Raw genomic sequence first — 25,202 nt, forward strand, 5'->3', positions numbered from 1 at the left:
ACCGGCTCAGCCATCGACGAGCCCCAGCGGATCGCCGGCGCACTCCTCGTACTCGCCCTTGCGATCGGCCGGGATCGAGGCGGGCAGCGAGGACACCGCGTTCTCGCGGGTCCAGTCCTCCGCCGTGTAGTCGGCGCCGACCAGCCCCTTCCGATGCAGGCAGTCGACCACGATCGACGCCTCGTCCACGTTCTCCGGATTCCGGGTGATCCACGTGTACAGGGCGCCGATGGTCCGCTCGCCCGACTCGACTCCGCAGTCGTCGGTGACCTGCCGAGACGTGTCGGGATCGACGGGCGAGAGTGGCGTGGCGGAGTAGGAGCCGTCGCGTCCGAAACCGGAGAAGTCGAACCCCGCGGCCTCGAGGCAGCCCGAGAAGCGGTCGGTCATCTCCGAGTACTCCTGGTCGGTGATCTCGCCGTCAGCGAGAACGCCACGCTCGAAGTCCGACGCGGCGTCGTCGAAGTGCGAGCGGAACTCCGCCGCCCAGGGGCCGGAGAACGCCGGTCCGTCGACCGGCCTCGCCTCCTCGACTCGCGTGTCCGCGCACCCGGCGAGGAGCCCCGACACAGCGAGAACGAGCGCAGCAGCAGCTCGCGCGCGGGCGCCCGTCGAGATGCTCCTGACCATCCGGGGATGGTAGCTCCGCGGCGACCGACGGGGCGCGATGGCGCGGAGCGTCGCATCGCACCCGAGATGCTCGGTGATGCGGCCCGCCGCTCCGACGCCATGACGGCCAGGTCGAATGCCCAGTCGACGGCGGTGGGGATCTCGATACGCCCGCTGCGCGGGCTACTCGATCAGCATGGACGGGCCCAGCGCGGCCGAGACGCGTGAACATCCCGGCACCCCTGCTGGTCGCGAAGCTCGCAGGGAACGGGCGCGACAGCGCGCGATTCGGGCGCGGAGCGCGCAGAGAACGGGCGCGACAGCGCGCCATCATGCTGGTCGAGTAGCGCGCAGCGCGTATCGAGACCCCGCGCTCTGCAGAACGGTGGATCTCGATACGCCCGCTGCGCGGGCTACTCGATCAGCATGATCGGCCCATCGCGGGCGCGAGCGCGCCGCTCTTACGCGACGTCGGCCAGGTCGAACGCCCAGTCGGCGTAGAGGACCGGGGGGTCGCCGGCCTCCACGACGTCGACGCGGTCGAAGCCGGCCTCGACGCAGATCGCGCTGTCCTCGGCGTCGTCCGCGGGGACGTACGCGTGCACGAAGCGCGGCAGCGGGAACGCCGCCGCCTCCTCGAGGAGCAGGCGCACCGAGCGCGCCACGACGCCGCGATCGCGGGCTGCGGGAGCGATGCTCCAGCCCGTCTCGTAGGCGAGGGTGCCACGCGAGTGGCCGTACCAATAGCCGATGGAGCCGACGCAGTGCCCGTCGAGCTCGATCGCGTAGAAGAATTCGCTCCCCTCGGCCCAACCGCGCAGGTAGCGGTCGTGCCGGTCGAGGAACTCGTCTTCCGTCTCGAGACGCTCTCCGGACTCCGCGAGATCGCTGCGGAGTGCGGTGACGTCCGCCTGCGGCCAGGGCAGGAGGCGGAGGGTCTCGGAGTGCTGATCGATGCTGACTGTTCTGTGGTCGCTTCCGGGTTCGGGTCCCGTCACGCGATCCGATCCTTCCTCTTGAAGGTGGACCGACGCCCTGCCGCTCCGCCAGGTGTTCGGAGTCGCAGGTCGATCGGATGGCCGCCGGGTGTGGGCAGCCGAGATGTCCGCCCTATCTTCGACCCCTTGGAGGAGCCTTGGCGGGAACCTTGCGAATCTAGCCCCGGACGGGGGGTGCTACCTGCGAAAAGGCTGGTCGCGGGCTGATATCGCGCGCCGATTCCCCCGTCGATCCGCGCAGAGAGGGCCGTTTCGGCGGAGTCGTGCGCCGTGATCGCCGACCTCGCGGATTCGCTCCGGGCCCACGCAAGAAAAGCGCGCGCCGCGGCCCATACGCTCGGGGATGGGCCGGATCCGGCCCGAACCACCCGGTTATACGAGCGTGAGGAGGATCACCATGTCGCAATTCGTGCAGAGCACCGTCGTCGGAGAACCCGAGGTCGTCGAGGACCGCGTCGAGACCTCCCGCGCCTGGCTCCGCCTCAAGGCCGCGGCCACCGGACTGCAGCCGCTGCAGGCGCAGGACGGCTCGCTGGCCGACCCGGACCGCCTCGAGGACGCCCGCGCCGAGATCGAGCGCCTCATCGACGCTGTCCGCACCCTCGCGCCCGCCTTCCCGCACGACGCCGCCTACCTCGAGGCGCTCGTCGTCGACTTCGAGCGCTGGAGCGCCGAGGGGCTGGGTGTCCCGGACTTCCTCGACTCGCTGCAGGCGTTCCAGCCGCAGCTCGACCGCGTCGACGGCCTGCGCCACCTGGTCGTCTTCCCGATGCTCACGCAGAACGGCAGCCGCGACCGCCACGTCGAGGCCGTGCTCGTCGAGGTCGTCTGGCCGCGCTTCGTCGCGGAGCTCGAGGCGGGCGACTACTCGAACGCGCTGTTCGTGCCGGTCCGCTTCGTCGACTTCACCGCCGGCTACGACACCGACAGCGCCGTGCTCTTCCCCGAGACGGTCGCGATGCGCGCCGTCCCCGCCTTCACCTGGGGCGCGATCTTCGCCGACCGCGAGGCCGCGCGCTTCCGCCGCGTCGTCTCCGCCGCCGCGGAGATCACGCGGCTCGAGCTGCCGGAGGACGCGCGTCGAATGCTGGAGGACCAGCACACCGCGGAGGAGGCCTTCGTGATGTGGGACCTCATCCACGACCGCACCCACATGCGCGGCGACCTGCCGTTCGACCCGTTCATGATCAAGCAGCGGATGCCGTTCTTCCTCTACTCCCTCGAGGAGCTGCGCTGCGATCTGACCGCGTTCCGCGAGTCCGTCGCGATCGAGCGGCGCCTGGCCGGCCAGGAGCACCGCGACGGCGAGGAGGAGGCGCTCGCGGCGCGGGCGCGCACGGTCCAGTACGCCATCCTCTTCGACCGGCTCTTCCGCTTTCCGCTGACCGGCTCTCGGGTGCGCAACTACGACGGGCTCGGCGGCCAGCTGCTCTTCGCCTGGCTGCACCAGCACGGCGTCCTGCACTGGACCGACACCCGGCTCGCCTTCGAGTGGGACAGCGTCGCGGACGTCGTCGTCGCGCTCTCGGACGCCATCGACGAGCTCTACTGGCGCTCGATCGACCGGCCGAAGACCGCGCACTGGCTCGCCGCCTACGCGCTGGTCGCGGCGACGGTGACGCCGCACCCCGCCTCCGCCTGGGCACGCGGGCTGCCGGACGAGGTGCTCCTCGGCGCTCCGCGCGGGCTGACCGACGCGGTGCTGGACGACGAGTTCCCGCTGTCGATGTTCTACGAGGCCCTCGGCAAGAAGATGGGCGACGTGATCGCGTCGACCGCAGGCATCACCGGGCGCGACTGACCGCGCGGGCGGGCCGGGCAGTGGGCGCGACCCGCGCTGATCGAGTAGCCCGCGCAGCGGCCCCGCCCATGCTGATCGAGCAGACCACGCAGCGGCCCCGCCCATGCTGATCGAGTAGCCCGCGCAGCGGGCGTATCGAGATCCACCGTCACCAGCACGCCGGGTCTCGATACGCCGCCTCCGGCGGCTACTCGACCAGCATGGGGACGTGCACGACCGGAACGGGAGGAGCGTCATGCGGCGACTCGCTCGGCGGCCTGCCCGACCGTCGTCGGTTAGCGTGGGGCGCATGCCTCCTGGCGCCGTCGCTGCCGACCCCTTCGATGCGGGCTGGACTCGGCGAGCGCCGACCCGTTCCGCCTACGTCCGCGACGCCGTCGCCGCCGGCGTCCTGCTGGTGGCGACCCTCGTCTCCGTCGCCCTCTACGCCTCGGCGGGCTTCACGGACGCCGCGCACCCCGCCGTGAGCACGCTCTGGGCGCTCGCGATGACCCTCCCGCTCGCCCTCCGCCGGCGCTTCCCGTCGACCGTGGCGGTCGCGCTCACCGCCGTCTACGCGCTCGGGCTGATCCTCCAGGTGCCGGAGTCGCTGTTCAACCAGATCTGCCTCTACCTCGCCCTCTACACGGTCGGTGCCTGGAGCCGCGACCGGCGTCTCGCGCTCGTCGTGCGCACGGTCATCGCCGTCGGCATGCTCGGCTGGCTCATCGTCACCCTCGCCACCGGCGCCCCGGTGAGCAGTCCGCTCCCGGCGGAGGAGTCGGCCGGGCTGCTCCCGCCCTACGTCGCGGAGTCGGCGCTGGCCGTCGTCGCGAACCTCCTCTACTTCGGCAGCGCCTACGTCTTCGGCGACGCGTCCTGGCAGTCGGCGCGGCGGCTGGAGGCGCTCGAGGCGCGCACCGCCGAGCTCGACGACGAGCGGGAGCGCTCCTCGCGCCAGGCTGTGTCGTCCGAGCGGCTGCGCATCGCCCGCGAGCTGCACGACGTCGTCGCGCACCACGTCAGCGTGATGGGCGTGCAGGCGGGGGCTGCTCGGCGGGTGCTCGCGCGCGATCCGGAGCGGGCGGCCACGGCGCTCAGCGCGATCGAGAGCGACGCGCGCTCGGCGATCGAGGAGCTGCACCGCATCCTGATCGCCCTCCGCGCCGAGGACACCGCCCTCGACCCGCTGACCGACGCCGCCTCGACCCGCGGGGTGGCGCAGCTCGAGGAGCTCGTCCTCGCGGCGGCCGGCTCCGGTCTGCCCGCCGTGTTCCTCACCGTCGGCGAGCCCCGGGACATCCCGGCGACCGTGGGTCTCAGCCTCTACCGGATCGCGCAGGAGTCGCTCACCAATGTGCGCAAGCACGCCGGCCGCGGGGCCACCGCGGAGGTGCGGCTGCGCTACCTGGACGACGCGGTCGAGCTCGAGGTCTCCGACGACGGCGGCGAGGGCGCGCATCCCGTCGCCGCGACGTCTTGCGGGCTCGGGCACACCGGCATGAGCGAGCGCGCCGCGGCCGTCGGCGGCACGGTCGAGACCGGCCCGAGCGGCTCCGGCTACCTGGTGCGTGCCCGCGTCCCTCTGACGAGCGTCCGCGCGGGGTCCGGGGAGCAGGTAGCGTCGTCCGAGGTGTCGTGGGGGCGCCGGGAGCGAGCGAGCGGGGGGCGCGCATGACGGCCGATGTCCGGGTGCTGCTGGTCGACGACCAGGAGCTCGTCCGCGCCGGCTTCCGCACCATCCTCGAGTCCGAGCCCGGGATCGTCGTCGTCGGCGAGGCCCGCACCGGGATCGAGGCGATCGAGCGGGCCTCCGACCTGTGCCCGGACGTCATCTGCATGGACGTGCAGATGCCCGGGATGGACGGCCTGGCCGCGACGCGAGAGATCGTCAAGGATCCGCGGCTGTGCTCCAGCGTCCTCATCCTGACCACCTTCGACCGCGACGACTACCTCTTCGAGGCGCTGTCCTCCGGAGCGAGCGGCTTCCTGCTGAAGAACGCGTCGCCGGAGGAGCTGGTCGAGGCCGTGCAGGTCGTGGCCCGCGGCGACGCGATGCTCGCACCCGACGTAACGCGCCGCGTGCTCGAGCGCTTCGCGACGGCGCCGGCCCGCGCCGAAGTGCACCCCGGCATCGAGGAGCTCACCGACCGCGAGCGCGAGGTGCTCGTGCACCTGGCCCGCGGCTCGTCCAACGCCGAGATCGCCGCCGAGCTCTACGTCGGCGAGGCCACCGTGAAGACCCACGTGTCGAAGATCCTGATGAAGCTGCGCGTCCGCGACCGCATCCAGGCCGTCGTCTTCGCCTACGAGCACGGGATCGCGGTGCCGGGGCGGTCCTGACCGTTCCGGTCCGCGCGCCGGCCCGATCGCGTCCGTCACCGGGCGCTCGTGCCCGTTCGGGCGTCAGCGCCGCGGCTGGGCCGGGGCAGGACGTGGCGGGATTCGACGGACGAACTCCATGCGGATGTCGGGGACGATCTTCCGGTCGAGCACGACGGTCATGTAGCGGCCGTCGACCCGGGCGCCGATGGCGACCACGTCGGGGTCGGTGTCGACGCGGTAGCCGCGCAGCGCCTCGCCGTCGACGACGACCGGGACGCCGCGCACGACGTCCTCGTCGCGCAGGGCCGCGGCGACCACCGGCATGCCGCCGCGGCGGGTGCGGACGCGGCCGGGGAAGGTGTTCCGGAGCACGTCGCCCATGTGCGCGGCGAGTCGCGACTCCAGCGGGCGGCTGCGCTCGGCGGGGATCGGCACGGAGGTGCGCACCGCCTCCCACAGCACGGGGTAGCGCATCCGCGTGACCTGATCGACCATCCACGGCGGGAGGTGGTCGTTCTCGGCACGCTCGATCGCGCGCTTCTGCTCCGGGGTGAGCGGGACGTGGTTGACCGGGTCGGCCCGGTTGCGCGGATTCTTGAAGAACGAGTAGGAGAGGGAGATCTCGACGAAGCGTCCGAGCGCCATGGTCTGCGCCGCCGCGAACTCCTCGAGACGGGGCTGCGGGGCGAACGCGAGGACGGGATCGCCGAAGCGAGCCGCGATCTCGTCCACCCCGGGAGGGGCGGGCATGTCGCGGACCGCCCCCGAAGTGTCCATGCGCATAGGACAAGAGTGGCCTGCCTCCCACGCGATACCAACTTCTTGACGGCAATCGGCTTTCAGGGGATGGTCCGTTCACATGCCGGAAACACAGGGAGCGACGGCGCCCGCCACCAGGATCGATCCGCGGCGGACTGCGAGGATGGGGGGATGAGCGCTCTGCACGATCCCGACCTCCGCGGCTTCGCCTCCGACAACTACTCCGGCGTGCACGAGGAGGTGCTCGCCGCGATCGCCGCGGCGAACGGCGCCCACCAGGTCGCCTACGGCGAGGACGTCTACACCGAGGAGCTGCAGCGCGTCTTCCGCCGCGAGTTCGGCGAGCAGGCCGAGGCCTTCCCCGTCTTCAACGGAACCGGGGCGAACGTGACCGGTCTGCAGTCGATGCTGCCCCGCTGGGGAGCGGTCGTCTCGGCCGGCACCGCGCACATCAACTCGGACGAGGGCGGGGCCCCCGAGAAGGTCGGCGGGATCAAGATCCTCACCGTCGAGAGCCCCGACGGCAAGCTCACGCCGGCGCTCGTGGACGAGCAGGCCTGGGGCTTCGGCGACGAGCACCGCGCCCAGCCGCTGGTCGTCTCGATCACGCAGTCGACCGAGCTCGGCACGGTCTACACGCCGGAGGAGGTCCGCGCGCTGGCCGACCAGGCCCACGAACGGGGGATGCGGCTCCACATGGACGGAGCGCGGATCGCGAACGCCGGAGCGGCCCTCGGGCTGCCCCTGCGCGCCTTCACCAGCGACGCCGGAGTCGACGTCCTGTCCTTCGGCGGTACCAAGAACGGGATGCTGCTCGGCGAGGCGATCGTCGTGCTCGACCCCGAGGCGTCCAGCGGGCTGACGTTCCTCCGCAAGACCAACATGCAGCTGTCCTCGAAGATGCGCTTCCTCTCGGCGCAGCTGCTCGCGATGCTCGGCGAGGACGGCGAGGCGGAGCCGCTCTGGCTGCGCTCGGCCCGGCACGCGAACGCGATGGCGGCGCGGCTGCGCTCGCAGCTGGACTGGGCCGTGGCCGCCGGGCGGATCACCGGGCTCGCCTTCACCCAGCCGACGCAGGCGAACGCGGTGTTCGCGACCCTGCCGGCCGGGGTCGCAGACCGGCTGCGCGCCGCCTACCGCTTCTACGACTGGAACCCGGCGACGGGCGAGGTGCGCTGGGTCTGCTCGTTCGACACGAGCGAGGACGACATCGACGCGTTCACGGCGGCGATCGAGCGCGAGCTGGCCGCGTGAGGGCGCGCGCCGTCGGGGCGGGGGCGGCGCTGCTCGTCGCGGCCGGCCTGCTCGCGGGCTGCACGGCGGCCGAGCCGGAGGCGAGTGGGACGGCGTCCGCGACTCCCTCCGCGACTCCTCCTGCCTCCGCGGCCGCGTCGCCGACGCCGAGTCGCTCCTCCGCCGCCCGGCTCGACTGCGACGCCCTGCTGCCGGTCGCCCGCGCGTCGAGCGCCCTCGGGATCGCGGCCGGCTCGCTCGAGGGCACTCGGGACGAGACGGTGCGCTCCTCGGCCGAGCTGATCCGCGAGTCGGCGCAGGAGAACGGTGGGCTGCTGACCTGCGCCTGGTACGAGGAGGACGGCACGGCGTCGATCACCGCCTCGGCCGCCGAGGACGCCGCGGACGCGTTCGCTGCGGCCGGCCTCTCCGGCGGAACGCGACTCGCGACCGACGTCGAGGCCTACAGCGCCTGCTCCGTCGAGATCTGCTCCGTCGATCTGCTCACCGGCTCGACCTGGGTCACGCTCGCGCTGACCGGCTCGCCGGCCGACGCCGACCTCGCGGCCCTCGCCACGGCGACCGCCGCGGCGGCCGGCGGCCGGCTCGACGAGCCGGTGACCGCCACCGCTCCGGTCTGCGCCGAGGTGCTGACCGGCGAGCAGCTGGCCGCGACGGCCGGGCTCGTGGACGCGACCCCGGGGAGCGGGACCGAGGGCGTCGCGCCGTCGACCGCCTCCGCCGCGGCCGCCGCTCGCGCGGGCTACGCCTGGTGCACCTGGACCGATGCGACCAGCAGCAGCTACGCGGGTCTGAGTGTCGACGTGCTGCCGAACGGCGAGGACGGCTGGCGCAACCTGTCCCTGACGACCGGGCTCGCCGTCACGCTGACTCCGCTCGACGGCCTCGGCGACCGGGCGCTCTCGGGCTGCGGCGGCGGCTCGTGCGAGGTCGACGTGCTGGCCGACGACACGTGGTGGCGCGTGCTCGTGACGGGCGACGCGGCCCGAGCCGAGTCGGTGGCGCGCGCGGTCATCGCCGGCTGATCCCCCGCCGCGAGATGCCACTTGTGCACGCGTTCCACGGCGTGTCGCGTGCACAAGTGGCATCTCGCGGGAGGGAGGGGGACGGTCAGCGGCGCCAGTACTCGTAGTGCGAGGACTCGCGGCAGCCGAGGGACGCGTAGAGGCGGCGGGCGGCGGCGTTGTCGGCGAGGACCTGGATCCAGAGGCGGTCGACGCCTCGGGCGGCGGCCTGCTCGAGCAGGGCGCGGAGGAGCGTGGCGGCGTGGCCGCGGCGGCGGGCGTCGGGGCGAGTGGCCAGGGCGAACAAGCCGCACCAGGGCTCGCCGTCCTCGGCGGTCGCCCAGGCGAGCCGGCCGCAGGCGGCGGGGCCGCTCCCGTCCCGCAGCAGGGCGTAGGCGGAGTCGCAGCCCGCGAGGATCCGCTCGGCGATCCCGCGCTCGGCGTCGCGGCCGCGGCCGTCGACCGACCACCAGAGCGACAGCCACTCCTCACCGGGCGCCTCCGTCGTCTCGACCGGCTCCGCGGCCTCCGCGGCGGCGGGACCGAGCGCGGCGAGCGCCTCCGTCACGGAGCCGGTGAGGACGAGGGTGCGCTCGTGCCCGGCGTAGCCGCGGCGGGCGAGCCGCTCGGGCAGGTCGGCGGGGAGCGTCGCGGGGCCGAGCTGGAAGAGCGGCGGGATCCCCTGCTCGCGCGCGAACTCCTCGGCTGCGGTGATCGCCTGGTCCACGTCCTCGACGGGACCGGAGGTGAGCACGGAGTTGGCGCGCTTCGTGACGCCCCCGGCGGCGCGCAGCTGCCAGCCCCCGAGCGCCACGCGCTGGAGCGGCGGCCAGGCGTCGGCGGCGAGTCGGTCGAGGAGGCGCGGTTCCATCCGTCCACGCTAGCGGCGGCCCGGAGCCGGGCCCGTCGAGACGCGAGCCGGCTCGGGACGGGACCTCCGGCTCGGGAGGACAGCTCGCGGCTCGCGAAGACACCTCTGGCTCGCGGAAACAGCTCCGGCTCGCAGGATCCACGCGATCGGGCGAGCCGAGGCGGATCTTGCGAGCCGGAGCAGGTGCGGCCGCGAGCCGGAGCGCGCGGTGCAGGTGGAGCGGGGAGCTACATGTTGATCATGTGGCCCTTGAGGCCGTGGAAGCCCTCCTGGAGCGCCTCCGACAGCGTCGGGTGGGTGTGCACGTTGCGGGCCAGCTCGGTCGCGGTGAGGTCCCACTTCTGCGCGAGCGTGAGCTCGGGGAGCAGCTCGGACACGTCCGGGCCGATCATGTGGGCGCCGAGGAGCTCGCCGTACTGCTTGCTCGCGATGAGCTTGACGAAGCCGGTGGGCTCGCCGAGGCCGTGCGCCTTGCCGTTGGCCATGAACGGGAAGGTCGAGACGGTGATCTCGTGGCCCTCGTCGGTCGCCTGCTTCTCGGTGAGGCCGAAGGAGGCGATCTGCGGCTGGCAGAACGTGGCGCGCGGCATCATCCGGTAGTCGCCGAGGGTCTGGGTCTCGGCTCCGGCGATGGTCTCCGCGGCGACGACGCCCTGCGCCTCCGCGACGTGCGCGAGCTGCAGCTTGGCGGTGACGTCGCCGATCGCGTAGATGTGCGGGACGTTGGTGCGCATGTACTCGTCGATGCCGATGGCGCCGCGCTCGGTGACCTCGACGCCCGTCTTCTCGAGGCCGAAGCCCTCGACGCGGGGGACCCAGCCGATCGACATGAGGACCTTGTCGACCTCGAGGGTCGACTGCGTGCCGTCCTTGCCGGTGTAGGTGACGGTGACGTAGCCGTCCTTGTCGACGACCGACTCGACCTTGGTCGAGGTGAGGATCTCGACGCCGAGCTTCTTGTACTGCTTCTGGATCTCCTTGGAGACGTCCGGGTCCTCGTTGGGGAGGGCGCGGTCCATGAACTCGATGATCGTCACGTCGACGCCGTAGTTCTTCAGGACGTAGGCGAACTCCATGCCGATCGCGCCGGCGCCCACGATGGCCATCGTGTCGGGCAGCTCGCGGGTCATGATCTGGGTCTCGTAGGTGACGACGTTCTCGGAGAGCTCGACGCCGGGGAGGAGGCGGACGCTCGCGCCGGTCGCGATGATCGCGTCGTCGAAGGTCAGCGACTCGGAGCCGCCCTTGGTGAGCTGCACGTCGAGGCCCTGCGGGCCGGTGAAGGAGCCGGTGCCGTCGAACTCGGTGATCTTGTTCTTCTTCATGAGGAAGTGGACGCCCTTGGTGCGTCCGTCCGCGACGGTGCGGCTGCGGTCGAAGGCCACGCCGAAGTCGAAGGAGACGTCGCCCGAGATGCCGAACTGCTTCGCCTGCGCGTGGAAGATGTGGGCGAGCTCCGCGTTGCGCAGCAGCGCCTTGGAGGGGATGCAGCCCACGTTGAGGCAGACACCGCCCCAGTACTTCTTCTCGACGATGGCGACGGACTTGCCGAGCTGGGCGGCACGGATCGCGGCCACGTATCCACCGGGGCCTGCCCCCAGGACGACGACGTCGAAGTGCTGGGCCATGGATGATCCTCCATCAGAGTGGTGAGTTGTCGCGCGCGGGGAAGCACGCCGCTCTCCAGGGTACCGTTCCGCACCGACAGGACCCCGTGCTCCTCCGTGGGCGAACGGCCGGTCGGCGCGACGAGCGGGAATGCCGGCGGAGCTCCTGCGGTTGGGTCCCTCGGGCGACGAGGCCCGCCCTGTTCAGCCATCTCCGGAGAGAAGCACCCCATGACCGACACCGCCACCCGCACCGCCTCGACCAGCGCCCCGATCCTGGACGTCCTCGCCGAGCGCTGGAGCCCCCGCTCCTACGACGCCTCCGCGGCGATCGCGGACGAGACGCTGACCGCGCTGCTCGAGGCCGCCCGCTGGTCCCCCTCGGCCGGCAACTCGCAGCCGTCGCGCTTCATCGTCGCGCGCCGCTCCACTCCGGAGTTCGACAGCATCGTCGGCACCCTCGTCGGCTTCAACGCCGCCTGGGCCGGCTCGGCCGCCGCGCTGATCGTCGCGCTCGCCGAGACGGTCGACGAGAAGGGCGAGGCGCGCCCGTGGGCCGTCTACGACCTCGGCCAGGCCGTCGCCCACCTCAGCGTGCAGGCGCACCACGAGGGGCTGCACGTGCACCAGATGGCCGGCTTCGACAAGGACGGGATCCGCACGGCGTTCGGCGTCGACGCGCGCTTCGACCCGGTGACCGTCGCCGCCGTGGGCGTGCTCGCGAGCCCCGACGCGCTCGAGAACGACGTGCTCCGCGAGCGCGAGACCGCTCCCCGCACGCGCCTGCCGCTCGAGGAGCTCGTGCTCGTCCAGGCGTAGTCCGCTCCCCCGAGGCCCCGTCGGCCGCCGCTGCGCGGTGCCGGCGGGGCCTTCGTCGTGCAGGGCGGCGTCTGTGTTACTCCGCGTGTCGTCGCTGCCGCCGAGGGGCCGGCGCTCGTCCGTACGATCGGACGGTCCGCCCGCCCGCCCCGCCTCGGAGCCCTCATGACCGGAACCCCCGCCCGCACGAGCCTGGCCTTCGACGCCGCGCTCGGCCAGTCGGCGTTCCCGGTGCGCTTCGACGGAGTCGGCCGCACCTTCGCCCCGGGCGCCCCCGTGCTCGCCGACGTCTCGCTCGACGTGCGCGCCGGCGAGGTGATCGCGATCCTCGGCCCGAGCGGCTGCGGCAAGTCGACGCTGCTGCGGATCGCCGCCGGCCTGGACACGGCGAGCGCCGGCACGGTGCTGATCGACGGGTCGTCGGTCTCGGGGATCGACCCGCGCTGCGCGGTCGCGTTCCAGGAGCCGCGCCTGCTGCCCTGGCGCTCCCTCGCGGCGAACGTCGCGCTCGGGCTCCCGCGCGGCACCTCGCGCGAGGCCGGCCGCACCGCCGTCGACGAGCTGCTCTCGCTGGTCGGCCTGACCGCGCACGCCGGCTCCCGGCCGCGCGAGGTGTCCGGCGGGATGGCGCAGCGGGCCTCGCTCGCCCGCGCCCTGGCCCGCAACCCCGGCGTCCTGCTCCTGGACGAGCCGTTCGGCGCGCTCGACGCGCTGACCCGCCTGCGGATGCAGGACCTGCTGCTCGAGGTGCACGCGGCCGCCCCCGCGACGATCCTGCTCGTCACCCACGACGTCGACGAGGCGCTGCAGCTGGCCGACCGCATCGTGCTGCTCGGCCGCGACGAGCCGGGCGGCGTCTCGCGCATCCGGCAGATCATGACGGTCCCCGGTGCACGGCCCCGCGACCGCGGTTCCGCCGAGCTCGCCGAGCGGCGGGTCGAGCTGCTCGAGGGGCTCGGGATCGAGCGGCACTAGGCCGCCGCGCCCCTCCTTCCTCTCCTCCCCAGGCGCCGATCCCGCCCCCCGTCCACGGATCCCACCGCTCGCGGACATCCCGTCCGTCCGCTCCTGCACACTCGTCCCACTCCCGCCACCGCACCGAAGTCGAGGCCCCCATGTCGTTCCCGTCGTTCAGCACCTCCCCGCTCACCCGCCGCACCGCGCTCGCGGGCCTGCTCACCGCCGCCGCGGTCCCGCTCCTCGCGGGCTGCGTGCAGGGCGAGGGCGGCGGAGGCGCGGCCGCGGCGCCCGCCGCCTCCGACGGCTCGACCGCGAAGACCCAGGGCGGCACGCTGACGCTCGACTTCGCGACCTACAACCCGCTGAGCCTGGTCATCAAGGAGAAGGGCTGGCTCGAGGACGCCCTCGCCGAGCAGGAGGTCACCGTCACCTGGGTGCAGTCGGCCGGCTCGAACAAGGCCAACGAGGCCCTGCGCGCCGGGGCGATCGACGTCGGCTCCACGGCCGGCTCGGCAGCGCTGCTCGCGCGCTCGAACGGCTCGCCGATCAGGACGATCGACATCTTCTCCCAGCCGGAGTGGTCCGCCCTCGTCGTGCCCGCCGGCTCGGCGATCACCAGCGTCGAGCAGCTCGCCGGCAAGCAGATCGCGGCCACCAGCGGCACCGACCCCTACTTCTTCCTGGTGCAGGCGCTCGAGGCCGCCGGCCTGAGCATCGACGACGTCACCGTGCAGAACCTGCAGCACGCCGACGGCTGGGCCGCGCTGCAGAACGGCTCGGTCGACGCCTGGGCCGGACTCGACCCGATCATGGCGGGCGCGGAGGCGGCCGGGGCGACCCTGCTCTACCGCAACGTCGACTTCAACTCCTACGGGCTGCTCAACGCCACCGAGAGCTTCCTCGCGGCCAAGCCCGACCTCGCGCAGACCGTCGTGAACGCCTACGAGCACGCCCGCGCCTGGGCCCTGGAGAACCAGGAGGAGACGGCGAGCATCCTCGCGTCCGTCGCCGGGCTCGACGTCGCCGTGGCGACCACGGTGATCACCGAGCGCAGCAACCTCGACGTCGACAACGTGCCCGGCTCGGCTCAGACCGACGTGCTCGCCATCATCGGCCCGATCTTCGTCGCGAACGGCGACGTCGCCACGCAGGAGCAGGTCGACGCGGCCCTCGACTCGCTGATCGACGACAGCTACGCGACGGCGGCCGACCCGTCCGCGATCGCCTGACGGCGCTCCTGACGCCCGCACCACCCCCGCACGACAGCACCGACCCGCGACAGCACCGGCAGCGACACCGACCGAGGAGACGACGATGGCGACACGCGACGACGAGACCGTGACCGACGCCGACCTCGTGCGCCGGAGCACCGGGCTCGTGCAGGCGCCCGGCGCGGTCGGCACCGCCGTGGTCGGTCCGAGCGTCGAGGCGTCGCAGAAGCGGCTCCGCGACGACGAGGCGGCGCACGCCCGGCCGCTCACCTCGCGGCGCTGGTTCCTGGTGGTGGGCGGGGCGATCCTCCCGGTGCTGCTGCTCGCGGCCTGGCAGATCGTCACCACCACCGGGATGGTGTCGGTCTCGGTGTTCCCGTCGCCGGCGATGGTCTGGGCGGCGGCGGTCGATCTCGCGCAGCGCGGCGACCTCGGGCAGGACGTCGCGATCTCGACCCAGCGGGTGCTGATCGGCTTCGGCCTCGGCTCCGCGCTGGGGCTGCTGGTCGGCGCGCTCTTCGGGCTCTCCCGGGTGTGGGAGGTCGTGCTGGCACCGACGCTCGGCGCGATCCGGGCGGTGCCGTCGCTGGCCTGGGTGCCGCTGCTGCTGCTCTGGATGGGGATCGGTGAGGAGTCGAAGATCACGCTGATCACGATCGGCGCGTTCTTCCCCGTCTTCACCACCGTCGCGACAGCCCTCGGCCACGTCGACCGGCAGCTCGTCGAGGCGGGCCGGGCGTTCGGGCTCTCCGGCGTGCGGCTGTTCACCGCGGTGCAGCTGCCGGCCGTGATCCCCTCGGTGATCGCCGGGCTGCGCCTGGCGCTCGCGCAGTCGTGGCTGTTCCTGGTCGCCGCCGAGCTGATCGCGTCGTCGATGGGCCTGGGCTTCCGCCTGACCGACAGCCAGAGCAACGGGCGGATCGACCGCGTCTTCCTCGCGATCATCCTGCTGGCGGTGCTGGGCAAGCTGACCGACTCGATCGTGGGCGTGTTCCAGCGCTACGCGATCCGGAAGTGGGCGTGAGGATGACCGGCACGGCGCGTCCCACGACCAGCCCGACGACCGGCACGACGACCACGGAGGCACGACGATGAGCGAGACGATCGCCAACCTGCTCGAGGAGTCCCGCCGCTTCCCGGCGCCCGAGGCCTTCGCCGCGCAGGCGAACGTCGGCCCCGGCGAGCACGCCCGCGCCGCCGCCGACCCGGTGGCGTTCTGGGAGGAGGCCGCCCGGCGCCTCGACTGGGTCGAGCCCTGGCACACCGCGCACCGCTGGGAGCCGGCCGTCCCGCAGGAGGACGGCACGCTGTCGGTCCCGCGCGCGACCTGGTTCGAGGGCGGCACGCTCAACGTCGCCGTCAACTGCGTCGACCGGCACGTCGACGCGGGCCGCGGCGACAAGACCGCCCTGCACTTCGAGGGCGAGCGCGGCGACCGGCGCTCGATCAGCTACGCCGAGCTGCAGCGCGAGGTGGCCCGCGCCGCGCACGCGCTCACCGCGCTCGGCATCGGGAAGGGCGACCGTGTCGTCGTCTACCTCCCGGTGATCCCCGAGACCGTCGTCATCACGCTCGCGATCGCGCGGATCGGCGCGATCCACTCCCTCGTCTTCGGCGGCTTCTCCGCCGAGGCGGTGCGCTTCCGCGTCGAGGACACCGGCGCGAAGCTGCTCGTCACGACCGACGGCCAGTTCCGGCGCGGTGTCGCCGTGCCGGTGAAGGCGAACGCCGATCACGCGGTCGCCGGCGTCGCGTCGATCGAGCACGTTCTCGTCGTCCGCCGCACCGGCGACGAGACGCCGGACCTCCCCTGGACCGAGGGCCGCGACGTCTGGTGGCACGACGTCGTCGACGGGCAGAGCGACGTGCACGAGGCCGAGGCCTTCGACGCGGAGACGCCGCTGTTCATCATCTACACCTCGGGCACGACCGGGAAGCCGAAGGGCCTCGTGCACACCAGCGGCGGCTACCTGACCCAGGCGTCCTGGACGCATTGGGCCGTCTTCGACGCGAAGCCGGACGACGTGCACTGGTGCACCGCCGACCTGGCCTGGGTCACGGCGCACACCTACGAGATCTACGGACCGCTCTCCAACGGGCTCACCCAGGTGATCTACGAGGGCACGCCCAACACTCCGCACACCGCGCGGCACTTCGAGATCATCGAGCGCTACGGCGTCACCGTCTACTACACGGCGCCGACGCTGATCCGGACGCTGATGACCTGGTTCCCGGAGGGCATGCCGTCCGAGTACGACCTCTCGAGCCTCCGACTGCTGGGCACGGTCGGCGAGTCGATCAATCCCGAGGCCTGGGTCTGGTTCCACGAGCGGATCGGCGGCGGGCGCTGCCCGATCGTCGACACCTGGTGGCAGTCCGAGACGGGCGCGGCCGTGATGTGCCCGCTGCCGGGCGTCTCGACGCTCAAGCCGGGCTCCTCGCTGGGCGCCCTGCCCGGCCTCGGCGCCCTCGTCGTCGACGAGGCGGGCGAGCGGGTGCCGAACGGCTCCGGCGGCTACCTCGTGGTCGACCGCACGGGCCCGGCCCTCGCGCGGACCGTCTGGGGCAACCCGGAGCGGTACCGCGACTCCTACTGGGCCCGCTACGCCGACCGCGGCTACTTCTTCTCCGGCGACGGCGCGAAGTACGACGCCGACGGCGACATCTGGGTGCTCGGCCGGGTCGACGACGTCATCAACGTCTCGGGGCACCGGCTCTCCACCATCGAGATCGAGTCGGCCCTGGTGGCGCACCCGGCGGTCGGCGAGGCCGGCGTGGTCGGCGTCGAGGACGCGACGACCGGTCAGGCGATCGCGGCGTTCGTGATCCCGTCCGACGAGGCGATCGACCGCGCCGAGGAGGATCCCGCCTACTGGACGGCGCTCGAGGCCGACCTCTCGCAGGTGCTGCGCGAGCACGTCGCGACGGCGATCGGGCCGATCGCGAAGCCGCGCGACGTGGTCGTCGTCCCGGATCTGCCCAAGACCCGCTCGGGCAAGATCATGCGGCGCCTCCTCGGCGACATCCGCGACGGGCGCGCCCTCGGCGACGTCACGAGCCTCCAGGACGACACGGTCCCGGAGCGCATCGCCCGCATCGTCGCCGCGCGCGGCTGACCCGCGCTCAGCGCAGCGCGGCCGCCGCTGCAGCGAAACGATCGAGGAGCGCCGTACGCAGATCGTCGACGAACTCCGGGTCCATCGCCCGCAGCGCCGGGTCGGAGCAGAGCGCGCGGATGTGGTCCGGCGCTGCGGCGACGAGCTCGGTGATCCGGTCTCCGAAGCGGTCCGGATCCAGACCACGGGCCGCGGCTTCCGTCCGCCACTCGAGTCCTCCGATCTCGGCGAGCCGGTAGGTGCCTGCCACCTTCTGCGCCAAGCGCATGCGCTCGGAGCGGTACCGGTCGTACGGGGTCAGTGTGGCGATGTCGTAGAGCGGTGCGAGGGCGATCTGCCGTCCCGACAGCAGGACGGAGTAGTTCTTCGCATGGGCGTCGGGCGCCGCGATCAGCCAGTTGAAGGCGACGCCGAGGAGCAGCCGCTCGATCGCGCGCTGCGCCTCGTCCCTCGGCAGCTGCCTGCGGAGAAGCGCCGCCATGCGTCCCAGCCCGGGGCCGCCGTCGTCCTCGTACTTCTGGGACGGCATGACGGAGAGCGCCTGGCAGAAGTCCTCCTGGTGGATCCTGCGCAGGCCGCGCGCGCTCTCCTCCGGCGGACGAGCTTCCGCCGGGCGCAGACGGTCGTAGCGCTCGACGACGACGGCGGTCTCGCCGTCGAACCGCTCGATGCGGGAGCGCGCGGCCACCAGCCCCAGGCGCGCGGCGAGCATGAGGCAGATGTGCTCGTTGATCGCGCTCGCCCGGAACTCCGGGATCCCCGGCTTGACGATGTGCGTCGTCGGCGTCGCGCCCGTCGGCAGAGCCCACGCATCGTCTTCTCGCAGCAGGCCGAACTTGGCCTGGGCGCCGCCGAGACTGAAACGACCGTCGCGATCGTCGAACGTCCATCTGCTCGGATCCGCGTTCATCGCACGGATCTGGGCTCCGATCTGCGCGTCGCTGAGCCGGGAGAGGCCGCCCTGACGCCCGAGGGTCGCCTCATTCTCGGGACGCACGAACTGCACGGCTCCCGCGCAGTCGAGCCCGTAGTGCTGGAGCAGGGTGAACGGGTTGTGCTCGTCGGCCTGCGGCCGGGCGTCGAGCGCCCACCGCCGGAGCGTCTCCGCGTTGTCGGGCAGGAGCCCCCAGAGGAAGGGCTCGACCACCTCGGGCCCGTACTCCCGCGGACCGACAGGCAGCGAGAGGGACAGCGGCGTGGGCGTGCGGCGCGCCAAGTACGGCCGGTCGTAGCGGAACGTCGACGACCGGACGTCGCATTCGAGCACTCCGGCACGGACACCGTCGACGAAGACGAGGAGCTGCCGCGTCACGTGGATGCTCCGTCCGTGAACCCGCGGAGGTACGCCTGGAGGTCGAGACCGGCCGGCTCCTCCGCCCGCTGGTGCGCGTCCTCCGGGGCGAAGACGTCCGCCTCGAGTCCGAGCTCGAGGAGGACGCGGAGCACCGAGACCAGAGCTGCTCGTTCCTTGCCCTGCTCGATCGCGACGATCGACTGCCGGGAGAGACCGGCTCGGTCGGCCAGGTCCTGCTGGGTGCAGCCGAGCTGTCGACGCCGAGCTCGGATCACCGCGCCGATGTCCTCGGCGGTGCGAACCACTGACATGCGTCGCTCCTTCCGTCGCGATGCCGCGCCGAAGGGCACGTGTCCACGATCGTTGTCGCCGATCATTTTATCAACGCTCGTCAACATCTGCGTGATGTCGCGCAGTGGCGACATTCTCTGCTCGGGAGGATCGCGCAGCCCGCGCAGCGGGCTCCCGCATGCTGATCGAGTAGCCCGCGCAGCGGGCGTATCGAGATCCACCAGCGTCAGAAGACGAGTCTGCAGACCCGTCCTGCTGGTGACGGCGGGTCTCGATACGCCCCTGCGGGGCTACTCGACCAGCATGCGTGTGCGCAGGCGGGGGTGCTCGACCAGCCTGTGGGCGTGCGGATGGGGCTGCTCGACCAGCATGGGTGTGCGCGGGGGGGGGGGCTGCTCGACCCGGCGCGTGTGTGCCCGGGCTGAGCTGCTCGACCCGGCAGGACGGTGTGCGCCGCCCGAGGCTTGCGGTCGGCTCCGAAGCGGGGCGGGGCGGGGGCATCGGGAGTAGCGTTGAGGCGTGCGCGATGTCCAGCAGCGAATCATCTCCGAGCTCCACGTCTCCCCCACCGTCGACCCGGCCGCCGAGGTCGAGCGGCGCAGCGGCTTCCTCGCCGACTACCTCCGGCACACCGGGGCCAAGGGCCTCGTGCTCGGCATCAGCGGCGGGCAGGACTCGAGCCTGGCCGGCCGGCTCTGCCAGCTCGCGGTCGAGCAGGTGCGCGCGGAGGGCGGCGACGCCTCCTTCATCGCGGTGCGGCTGCCCTACCGGGTGCAGGCCGACGAGGAGGACGCGCAGCTCGCGCTGACCTTCATCCGCCCGGACCGCCAGGTGACCTTCGACATCCACGCCGGGGTCGACGGCATCGCCTCCGCGTTCGGCGACGCCGTCGGCGAGCCGATCTCGGACTTCGTCAAGGGCAACGTCAAGGCGCGCGCCCGGATGATCGCCCAGTACGCGATCGCCGGCCAGGCGGGCATGCTCGTCGTCGGCACCGACCACGCGGCGGAGGCGGTGACCGGCTTCTTCACCAAGTTCGGCGACGGCGGCGCCGACGTGCTGCCGCTGACCGGTCTCACGAAGCGCCAGGGCCGCTCGCTGCTCGTGCACCTCGACGCCCCGGCCCGCCTCTACGAGAAGGCGCCGACCGCCGACCTGCTCGACGAGAACCCCGGCCAGACGGACGAGTCGAACCTCGGCCTGGTCTACGCGGACCTCGACGAGTACCTCGAGGGCGGCGACGTCGCGACCGAGGTCGCCGAGGCGATCGAGGCCCGGTACCAGGCGACCGAGCACAAGCGGCAGGTGCCGCTGTCGATGTTCGACGACTGGTGGCGCGCCTCCGCCGTGTACACGCCCGGCAACCACTGACGGCACGGGCCGGCCGACAGCACGAGCCCACTGACACGACGAGCCGCCCCGGGGATTCCTCGGGGCGGCTCGCTCGTTCAGGGCGCGGGGTTCAGTCCGCGGCGCGCGCGTTGTAGACGAGCACCTCGCCCGCGTCGACGTGCGCGCGGTAGGCGCGGAAGACCTCGAGCGCCTCGTCGCGGAGCACGCCGTCGACGACCTCGATGCCGCGCGCCTCGAACTGCGCGGCCCAGTCCTCGCGCATCGGACCCTCGTCGAAGGTGGAGATCTCCTCCAGCTCCGGGCCCGACCCCGCGACCACCAGGCGCCGCACGCCCGACCACAGCGTCGCTCCGTAGCACTGCACGCAGGGCCGCCAGTTGACGACCAGCTCGTGCGCCGGCAGGCCCTCACCGCCGAGGTCCCACGAGCCGAGCGCGGTCTGCGCGAGACCGAGCGCGGTGACCTCCGCGTGGCCGGAGGAGACTCCGCTCCCCAGGACGACGTTCACACCGACCGAGACCACGCGGCCGGAGTCCCGCTCCACGACGATCGCCGCGAACGGGCCGCCGTTGCCCTCGCGGAAGTTGCGGTCGGCGAGGGCGTGCACGAGGGCCATGCGGTCCTCGCGCTCGGGCAGGAACTCGGGGACGTCGCGCACGGCGTCCTCGATCCAGGCGGGCAGGGCGATCTCGTAGCGGGTGGCGAGGCGGTCGATGTCCATGCCTCCATGCTCCCATCCGGCACAGCGGCACCTCGCACGGCCCGACCCGCCGTCCGGCTCGGCCCGGATCGCGCGCCCTCAGACGCCCAGTGCCCTCCCCAGGGCGGCGGCCTTCGCCGCCCAGAAGCGCTTCGCCACGCCGGTGCGGGAGAAGAGGGCGTCGAAGCCGTGGAACGCGCCGTCGACGATCTCGAGCTCGCAGGGCACCTCGGCCGCGCGCAGGCGCTCGGCGTAGCGGACGTCCTCGTCGTGGAAGAGGTCGAGGGTGCCGACGCCGATCCATGCGGGCGGGAGCCCCGAGAGGTCGTCGCGGCGGGCGGGCGCGGCGTACGGCGAGACGTCGGGCCCGCCGGGCTCCGCGCCGAGGTAGGACGTCCAGCCGAAGCGGTTGCTGCCCGGCGTCCAGACGCGGACGCCGCGGGGAACCGGTCCGGGTCGGGTGACGGTGCGATCGTCCAGCATCGGGTAGACGAGCAGCTGGAACGCGGGCTGCGCTCCCCCGCGGTCGTGGGCCAGGAGGGTCGCTCCTGCGGCCAGCCCGCCGCCCGCGCTCGCCCCGCCCAGCGCGATCCGCTCGGGATCGACTCCCCGCTCCTCGGCGTGCGCGGCGAGCCAGCGGAACGCGGCCAGCACGTCCTCGAGGGCGGCCGGCGCCGGATGGGCGGGCGCGAGCCGGTAGCCGACGGAGAGGACGGTGATGCCGAGGGTGCGGGCGAAGGCGATGTTCGAGGACTCGTCGTCGAAGCGGCTGCCGAGCACCATGCCGCCGCCGTGCACCCAGACCAGCGCGGGCGCGGCACCGCGGAGGGTGCGCGGACGGTAGCTGCGGACCGGGACCGGGTGGCCGTCCGGGCCCGGGACCTGGAGGTCCTCGACGAGCAGGTCGGGCGGCGCCTCCCCGCCGACGGCGGTGCGCCGGGTTCCGAGGCGGAGCAGCCGCGGTCCGAGCACGATCGGCGGGACGAGGCGGCCGAGCGCGAGGTCGGGGTGGAAGCGCGGTGCGGCCGCGCGCGCGGATCCGCTCATGCCCGCGGGTCCGAGACGAGCGGCAGCACGTCGTCGTAGTGGCCGGGCACGACCGCCGGCTCGACGTCGTAGACGCGCACCGCGTCGCCCTCCGCGCCGTGCGCCGGCGGCCAGGGCAGCTCCTCTCCGCGGACGAAGGCCACCAGCTCGCCGTGCATCACCGTGGCGAGCGCCGCGGGCGGGTCCTCGCCCAGCACCCGGCCGGTCGCCTCGGCGTCGAGGTGGTCGAAGAAGAACGGCAGGTCGAGGCAGTGCGACGCGCCGCCGGTCGCGGGCGAGAGCCGGTCGAAGGCGTAGAGCCAGGTCGGCGCCGGTCCTGCGGCACGGTTCCGCGCCGCCTGCAGCACCGCGCGGCGGAACAGCAGGTCGGTCGTGCGGGGTGCCGCCCCGGGCTCGCGCTCGAGGCGCGGGCTGTCGAACTCGTCGGCGGTCGCCCCGATCAGGAGCGGCTTGTCGAGGCCGGTCGTCGCGGTCGCCTCGGACACGGGCAGGGGCAGGAGCGCGTCGCCAGAGACCGGCGCGAAGACGATCGCGTGACCCGACCCGGGCATCATCGTGAGGGCGGCGGTCTCGGAGAGAGCGTCCTGGTCGAGCGAGGCGAGCCCGGCGCGGGTGGGCTCGACGCCGAGGGCGTGCGCGAAGGCGGCGAGCTGCTCCTCCGCCTCCTCGATGGGGACGCTGCGATCGGTGGGCGAGATGGCGACGGCGCGCGCGAAGAGCGGCTGCGCCTCGGCGCAGCCGAGCAGGGTGAGCACGGCGCCGCCGCCCGCGGACTGGCCGGCGATCGTGACCCGTCCGGAGTCGCCGCCGAACGCGCCGATGCTCTCGCGGACCCACTCGAGGGCCGCCAGCCAGTCGCGGACCCCGCGGTTCGCGTCGCCCTCGACGACACCGAAGCCGTCGACCCCCAGCCGGTAGGCGGCGGTCACGACGATCACACCGTCGCGCGCGAAGGCCGAGCCGTCGTGCCAGTCGCTCGAGGCCGCTCCGGTGACGTAGCCGCCGCCGTGCAGGTAGACGAGCACGGGCAGCGAGCCGGCCGGCTCAGCGGGGGCGAACACGTTCAGCGTCAGCGTGTCCTCGCCCGGGATCGAGTGCTCGGGGATGGTCGTGAACTCGAAGGGGCGGCCGCGCTGAGGCGTCGCCCCGTAGGCGTCCGCCTCGAAGACGCCGTCGAACGGCGCCCGCGGCTCGGCCGCGCGGAACCGGCGGTCGCCCACCGGCGCCTCCGCGAAGGGGACGCCGAGGAACCGGGCGACGCCGTCCTCCGCGACCCCGGCGACGACGCCGCGGGGCGTCTCGACCTCGATGCGCACGACCGGCTCCCGCTACGGCCGCACGAGGGTCTTGATCGCGCGGCGCTCGTCCATCGCGGCGTACGCCTCGGCGATCTCCTCGAGCGGCAGCTCCAGGTCGAAGACGAGGCCCGGCTCGATCGCGCCGCTCAGCACGTCGGGCAGCAGCTCCGCCATGTAGCCGCGGACCGGCGCGACACCGCCGTTGACGCCGACGTTCGAGCCGAACATCTGGCGCACGGGCAGCTCCGGCCCGCCGTTGGGGACGCCGACGTAGCCGACCATGCCGCCGGGGCGTGCCGAGTCGAGCGCCTGCTGCATCGACTCCTTGGTGCCCACGCACTCCAGGACGCAGTCCGCGCCGATGCCGTCGGTGAGCTCGCGGACGCGGGCGACGCCCTCGTCACCGCGGGTGTCGACGATGTGGGTCGCGCCGAAGCGGGTGGCGAGCGCCTGGCGGGACTCGTGCCGCGACATCGCGATGATCGTGGTCGCGCCGAGGCGCTTGGCCGCGAGCACGGCGCAGAGGCCGACCGCGCCGTCGCCGACGACCGCGACCGTGGAGCCCGCGGTGACGCCGGCCGAGACGGCGGCGTGGTGACCGGTGCCCATCACGTCGGCGAGGGTGAGCAGGCTCGGGATCAGCGTCGGGTCGACGTCGGTGCCGACCGGGAAGAGCGTGCCGTCGGCGAGCGGGACGCGGACCTTCTCGCCCTGCGCGCCGTCGGCGAAGCCCTGCTCGCCGACCTCGGCGCCCCACCAGCCGCCGGTGAGGCAGGAGGTCGAGACGCCGTTCGCGCAGTTGGCGCAGGTGCCGTCGCAGACGTAGAAGGGGGCGATCACGAAGTCGCCGACCGCGATGTCGTGCACGTCGTCGCCGATCTCCTCGACGACGCCGACGAACTCGTGGCCGATGCGGTGCGCCTCCTTCGTCGGGGTGACGCCGCGGTACGGCCAGAGGTCGGAGCCGCAGACGCAGGCGGCGGTGACGCGGACGATCGCGTCGCGCCCGGTCGAGAGCACGGGGTCGGGCACCTCCTCGAGTCGGACGTCGCGCTCGCCGTGGATGATCGTTGCTCGCATGGGGACTCCTGCTCGAGAGGGGGTGGGGGCTCGTCCACGGTACGCCGCCGCCGCGGGGTGGAAGGGTGGCCGGTCAGGGGCTTGCACGAACGTCCGCGGCTGCTACGGCGGCGCCTCCCGCCAGCCGTCGGCGCCGACGACGACGTGCGCGACGAACCGCAGCCCGCAGGCCGCGCACGCCTCGGCGAGGGCCCGGGTCGCGGCGAGGTCGGAGGAGAGGACGTCCGCCGCGCCGGCGTGGCTGTGCGCGAGGCCGACGCCGGCCGCACCGCGCGCCAGCACCTCGGCCAGGATCTCGGCGACCGGCACCTCCGCGTGGCTGGGCGGTCCGTCGGCGAGCGCGATCACGTCGCGGACGGCCCCGGCGGCGGTCAGCGCGACGGCCAGCACGGTCTCGGTCGGCCGCGCGGCGAGCAGCGGCGTCACCAGCTCGGCGAGGCCGGCCGCGTCGACGACGCGCGCGGCCCGACCGGCGCGGTTCATCCTCCGCCGCAGCTCGAAGGACGCGACGATGCGGCAGGCGGCGACCTCGCCGACGCCGCGCTGGCGGACCAGGTCGGCCACGCCCGCGCGCGACACCGCGTCGATGCCGCCGAAGCGCGCGAGCAGACGCTGCGCGACGACGGTCGCGTTCGCCCCGCGGACCCCGCTGCCGATCAGCACGGCCAGCGTCTCCGCGTCGGTCAGCGCCTCGGGACCGCGGGCGCGGAGCCGCTCGCGCGGCCGCTCCTCGGGCGCGAGTTCGGCCATGCGCGCGCCGGCGGCGGGAGACGGGGAATTCATGGGCGGGACGCTACCCGCAGACGCGCGCCCGGCGAGGCGCCCG

23 protein-coding genes are annotated in these 25,202 nt (G+C 73.3%); 11 read left to right on the plus strand and 12 right to left on the minus strand.

The window, feature by feature from the left end; all coding sequences use genetic code 11:
* Positions 1–6: 6 nt before the first annotated feature.
* Together C1I64_RS15665 and C1I64_RS15670 are read right to left on the minus strand one after the other, a co-directional pair.
* The gene (locus C1I64_RS15665) at positions 7–630 is read right to left on the minus strand and encodes a hypothetical protein (protein WP_127887843.1); all 624 of its coding nucleotides are present in this window, start codon (positions 628–630) and stop codon (positions 7–9) included.
* A 440-nt stretch (positions 631–1,070) separates the two neighbouring features.
* Entirely contained in the window at positions 1,071–1,607 is a 537-nt protein-coding gene (locus C1I64_RS15670) for a GNAT family N-acetyltransferase (protein ID WP_164874564.1), read from the minus strand.
* Between the two features lie 397 nt (positions 1,608–2,004).
* On the opposite strand from C1I64_RS15670, the gene C1I64_RS15675 reads away from it, so the two are divergent.
* The 3 genes from C1I64_RS15675 (at position 2,005) to C1I64_RS15685 (ending at position 5,730) form a co-directional block, all read left to right on the plus strand.
* On the plus strand, positions 2,005–3,408 hold the full coding sequence (locus C1I64_RS15675) for a DUF6421 family protein (RefSeq protein ID WP_127887845.1): 1,404 nt from the start codon (positions 2,005–2,007) through the stop codon (positions 3,406–3,408).
* Between the two features lie 289 nt (positions 3,409–3,697).
* Entirely contained in the window at positions 3,698–5,065 is a 1,368-nt protein-coding gene (locus C1I64_RS15680; protein ID WP_127887846.1) for a sensor histidine kinase, read from the plus strand.
* Positions 5,062–5,730, plus strand: a complete 669-nt coding sequence (locus C1I64_RS15685) for a response regulator (RefSeq protein WP_123706238.1) — start codon at positions 5,062–5,064, stop codon at positions 5,728–5,730. Before C1I64_RS15680 ends, C1I64_RS15685 begins: the two co-directional genes overlap by 4 nt.
* Before the next feature lie 63 nt (positions 5,731–5,793).
* On the opposite strand, the gene C1I64_RS15690 is transcribed toward C1I64_RS15685, so the two are convergent.
* A complete protein-coding gene (locus C1I64_RS15690; RefSeq protein WP_127887847.1) occupies positions 5,794–6,489 on the minus strand; it encodes a hypothetical protein in 696 nt (231 codons plus the stop codon).
* A 153-nt stretch (positions 6,490–6,642) separates the two neighbouring features.
* Between C1I64_RS15690 and C1I64_RS15695 the strand changes: the two genes are divergently transcribed.
* Positions 6,643–7,725 carry a threonine aldolase family protein gene (locus C1I64_RS15695; RefSeq protein ID WP_127887848.1) on the plus strand — a complete coding sequence of 361 codons (1,083 nt, stop codon included), beginning with the start codon at positions 6,643–6,645 and terminating at the stop codon, positions 7,723–7,725.
* On the plus strand, positions 7,722–8,750 hold the full coding sequence (locus tag C1I64_RS20185; protein ID WP_164874565.1) for a hypothetical protein: 1,029 nt from the start codon (positions 7,722–7,724) through the stop codon (positions 8,748–8,750). The genes C1I64_RS15695 and C1I64_RS20185 overlap by 4 nt, the downstream gene beginning before the upstream one ends.
* Before the next feature lie 85 nt (positions 8,751–8,835).
* Here C1I64_RS20185 and C1I64_RS15705 read toward each other — a convergent pair whose 3' ends face one another.
* Entirely contained in the window at positions 8,836–9,600 is a 765-nt protein-coding gene (locus C1I64_RS15705) for a GNAT family N-acetyltransferase (RefSeq protein ID WP_127887849.1), read from the minus strand.
* Between the two features lie 227 nt (positions 9,601–9,827).
* Entirely contained in the window at positions 9,828–11,228 is a 1,401-nt protein-coding gene (lpdA, locus tag C1I64_RS15710) for a dihydrolipoyl dehydrogenase (protein ID WP_123706034.1), read from the minus strand.
* Between the two features lie 210 nt (positions 11,229–11,438).
* Between lpdA and C1I64_RS15715 the strand changes: the two genes are divergently transcribed.
* The 5 genes from C1I64_RS15715 (at position 11,439) to acs (ending at position 17,313) form a co-directional block, all read left to right on the plus strand.
* On the plus strand, positions 11,439–12,026 hold the full coding sequence (locus C1I64_RS15715; protein WP_127887850.1) for a nitroreductase family protein: 588 nt from the start codon (positions 11,439–11,441) through the stop codon (positions 12,024–12,026).
* A 165-nt stretch (positions 12,027–12,191) separates the two neighbouring features.
* On the plus strand, positions 12,192–13,001 hold the full coding sequence (locus tag C1I64_RS15720; RefSeq protein ID WP_123447155.1) for an ABC transporter ATP-binding protein: 810 nt from the start codon (positions 12,192–12,194) through the stop codon (positions 12,999–13,001).
* A 140-nt stretch (positions 13,002–13,141) separates the two neighbouring features.
* Complete coding sequence (locus C1I64_RS15725; protein WP_123447156.1) at positions 13,142–14,215, plus strand: aliphatic sulfonate ABC transporter substrate-binding protein; 1,074 nt, start codon at positions 13,142–13,144, stop codon at positions 14,213–14,215.
* An 85-nt stretch (positions 14,216–14,300) separates the two neighbouring features.
* The gene (locus tag C1I64_RS15730) at positions 14,301–15,221 is read left to right on the plus strand and encodes an ABC transporter permease (protein ID WP_123447157.1); all 921 of its coding nucleotides are present in this window, start codon (positions 14,301–14,303) and stop codon (positions 15,219–15,221) included.
* A gap of 67 nt (positions 15,222–15,288) precedes the next feature.
* Positions 15,289–17,313: an acetate--CoA ligase gene (gene acs / locus C1I64_RS15735; RefSeq protein WP_127887851.1), complete on the plus strand. Its 2,025-nt coding sequence runs from the start codon at positions 15,289–15,291 to the stop codon at positions 17,311–17,313.
* A gap of 7 nt (positions 17,314–17,320) precedes the next feature.
* On the opposite strand, the gene C1I64_RS15740 is transcribed toward acs, so the two are convergent.
* Positions 17,321–18,625: a type II toxin-antitoxin system HipA family toxin gene (locus C1I64_RS15740; protein ID WP_127887852.1), complete on the minus strand. Its 1,305-nt coding sequence runs from the start codon at positions 18,623–18,625 to the stop codon at positions 17,321–17,323.
* Entirely contained in the window at positions 18,622–18,918 is a 297-nt protein-coding gene (locus tag C1I64_RS15745; RefSeq protein ID WP_164874566.1) for a helix-turn-helix domain-containing protein, read from the minus strand. The genes C1I64_RS15740 and C1I64_RS15745 overlap by 4 nt, the downstream gene beginning before the upstream one ends.
* A gap of 499 nt (positions 18,919–19,417) precedes the next feature.
* Here C1I64_RS15745 and nadE point away from each other — a divergent pair, with 499 nt between their 5' ends.
* On the plus strand, positions 19,418–20,269 hold the full coding sequence (nadE, locus tag C1I64_RS15750; protein WP_127887854.1) for an ammonia-dependent NAD(+) synthetase: 852 nt from the start codon (positions 19,418–19,420) through the stop codon (positions 20,267–20,269).
* Between the two features lie 91 nt (positions 20,270–20,360).
* On the opposite strand, the gene C1I64_RS15755 is transcribed toward nadE, so the two are convergent.
* The 5 genes from C1I64_RS15755 to C1I64_RS15775 form a co-directional block, all read right to left on the minus strand.
* The gene (locus tag C1I64_RS15755) at positions 20,361–20,972 is read right to left on the minus strand and encodes a tRNA-specific adenosine deaminase (protein ID WP_173234484.1); all 612 of its coding nucleotides are present in this window, start codon (positions 20,970–20,972) and stop codon (positions 20,361–20,363) included.
* 78 nt (positions 20,973–21,050) lie between these two features.
* Entirely contained in the window at positions 21,051–21,998 is a 948-nt protein-coding gene (locus C1I64_RS15760) for an alpha/beta hydrolase fold domain-containing protein (protein ID WP_127887855.1), read from the minus strand.
* Positions 21,995–23,314 carry a carboxylesterase/lipase family protein gene (locus tag C1I64_RS15765; RefSeq protein WP_127887856.1) on the minus strand — a complete coding sequence of 440 codons (1,320 nt, stop codon included), beginning with the start codon at positions 23,312–23,314 and terminating at the stop codon, positions 21,995–21,997. The genes C1I64_RS15760 and C1I64_RS15765 overlap by 4 nt, the downstream gene beginning before the upstream one ends.
* Before the next feature lie 12 nt (positions 23,315–23,326).
* Positions 23,327–24,376: a zinc-dependent alcohol dehydrogenase family protein gene (locus C1I64_RS15770; protein WP_127887857.1), complete on the minus strand. Its 1,050-nt coding sequence runs from the start codon at positions 24,374–24,376 to the stop codon at positions 23,327–23,329.
* Positions 24,377–24,478: 102 nt separating this feature from the next.
* The gene (locus tag C1I64_RS15775; protein WP_127887858.1) at positions 24,479–25,159 is read right to left on the minus strand and encodes a JAB domain-containing protein; all 681 of its coding nucleotides are present in this window, start codon (positions 25,157–25,159) and stop codon (positions 24,479–24,481) included.
* Between the last annotated feature and the right edge of the window lie 43 nt (positions 25,160–25,202).

The sequence above is a fragment of the Rathayibacter festucae DSM 15932 genome, assembly GCF_004011135.1.
Lineage (GTDB): Bacteria > Actinomycetota > Actinomycetes > Actinomycetales > Microbacteriaceae > Rathayibacter > Rathayibacter festucae.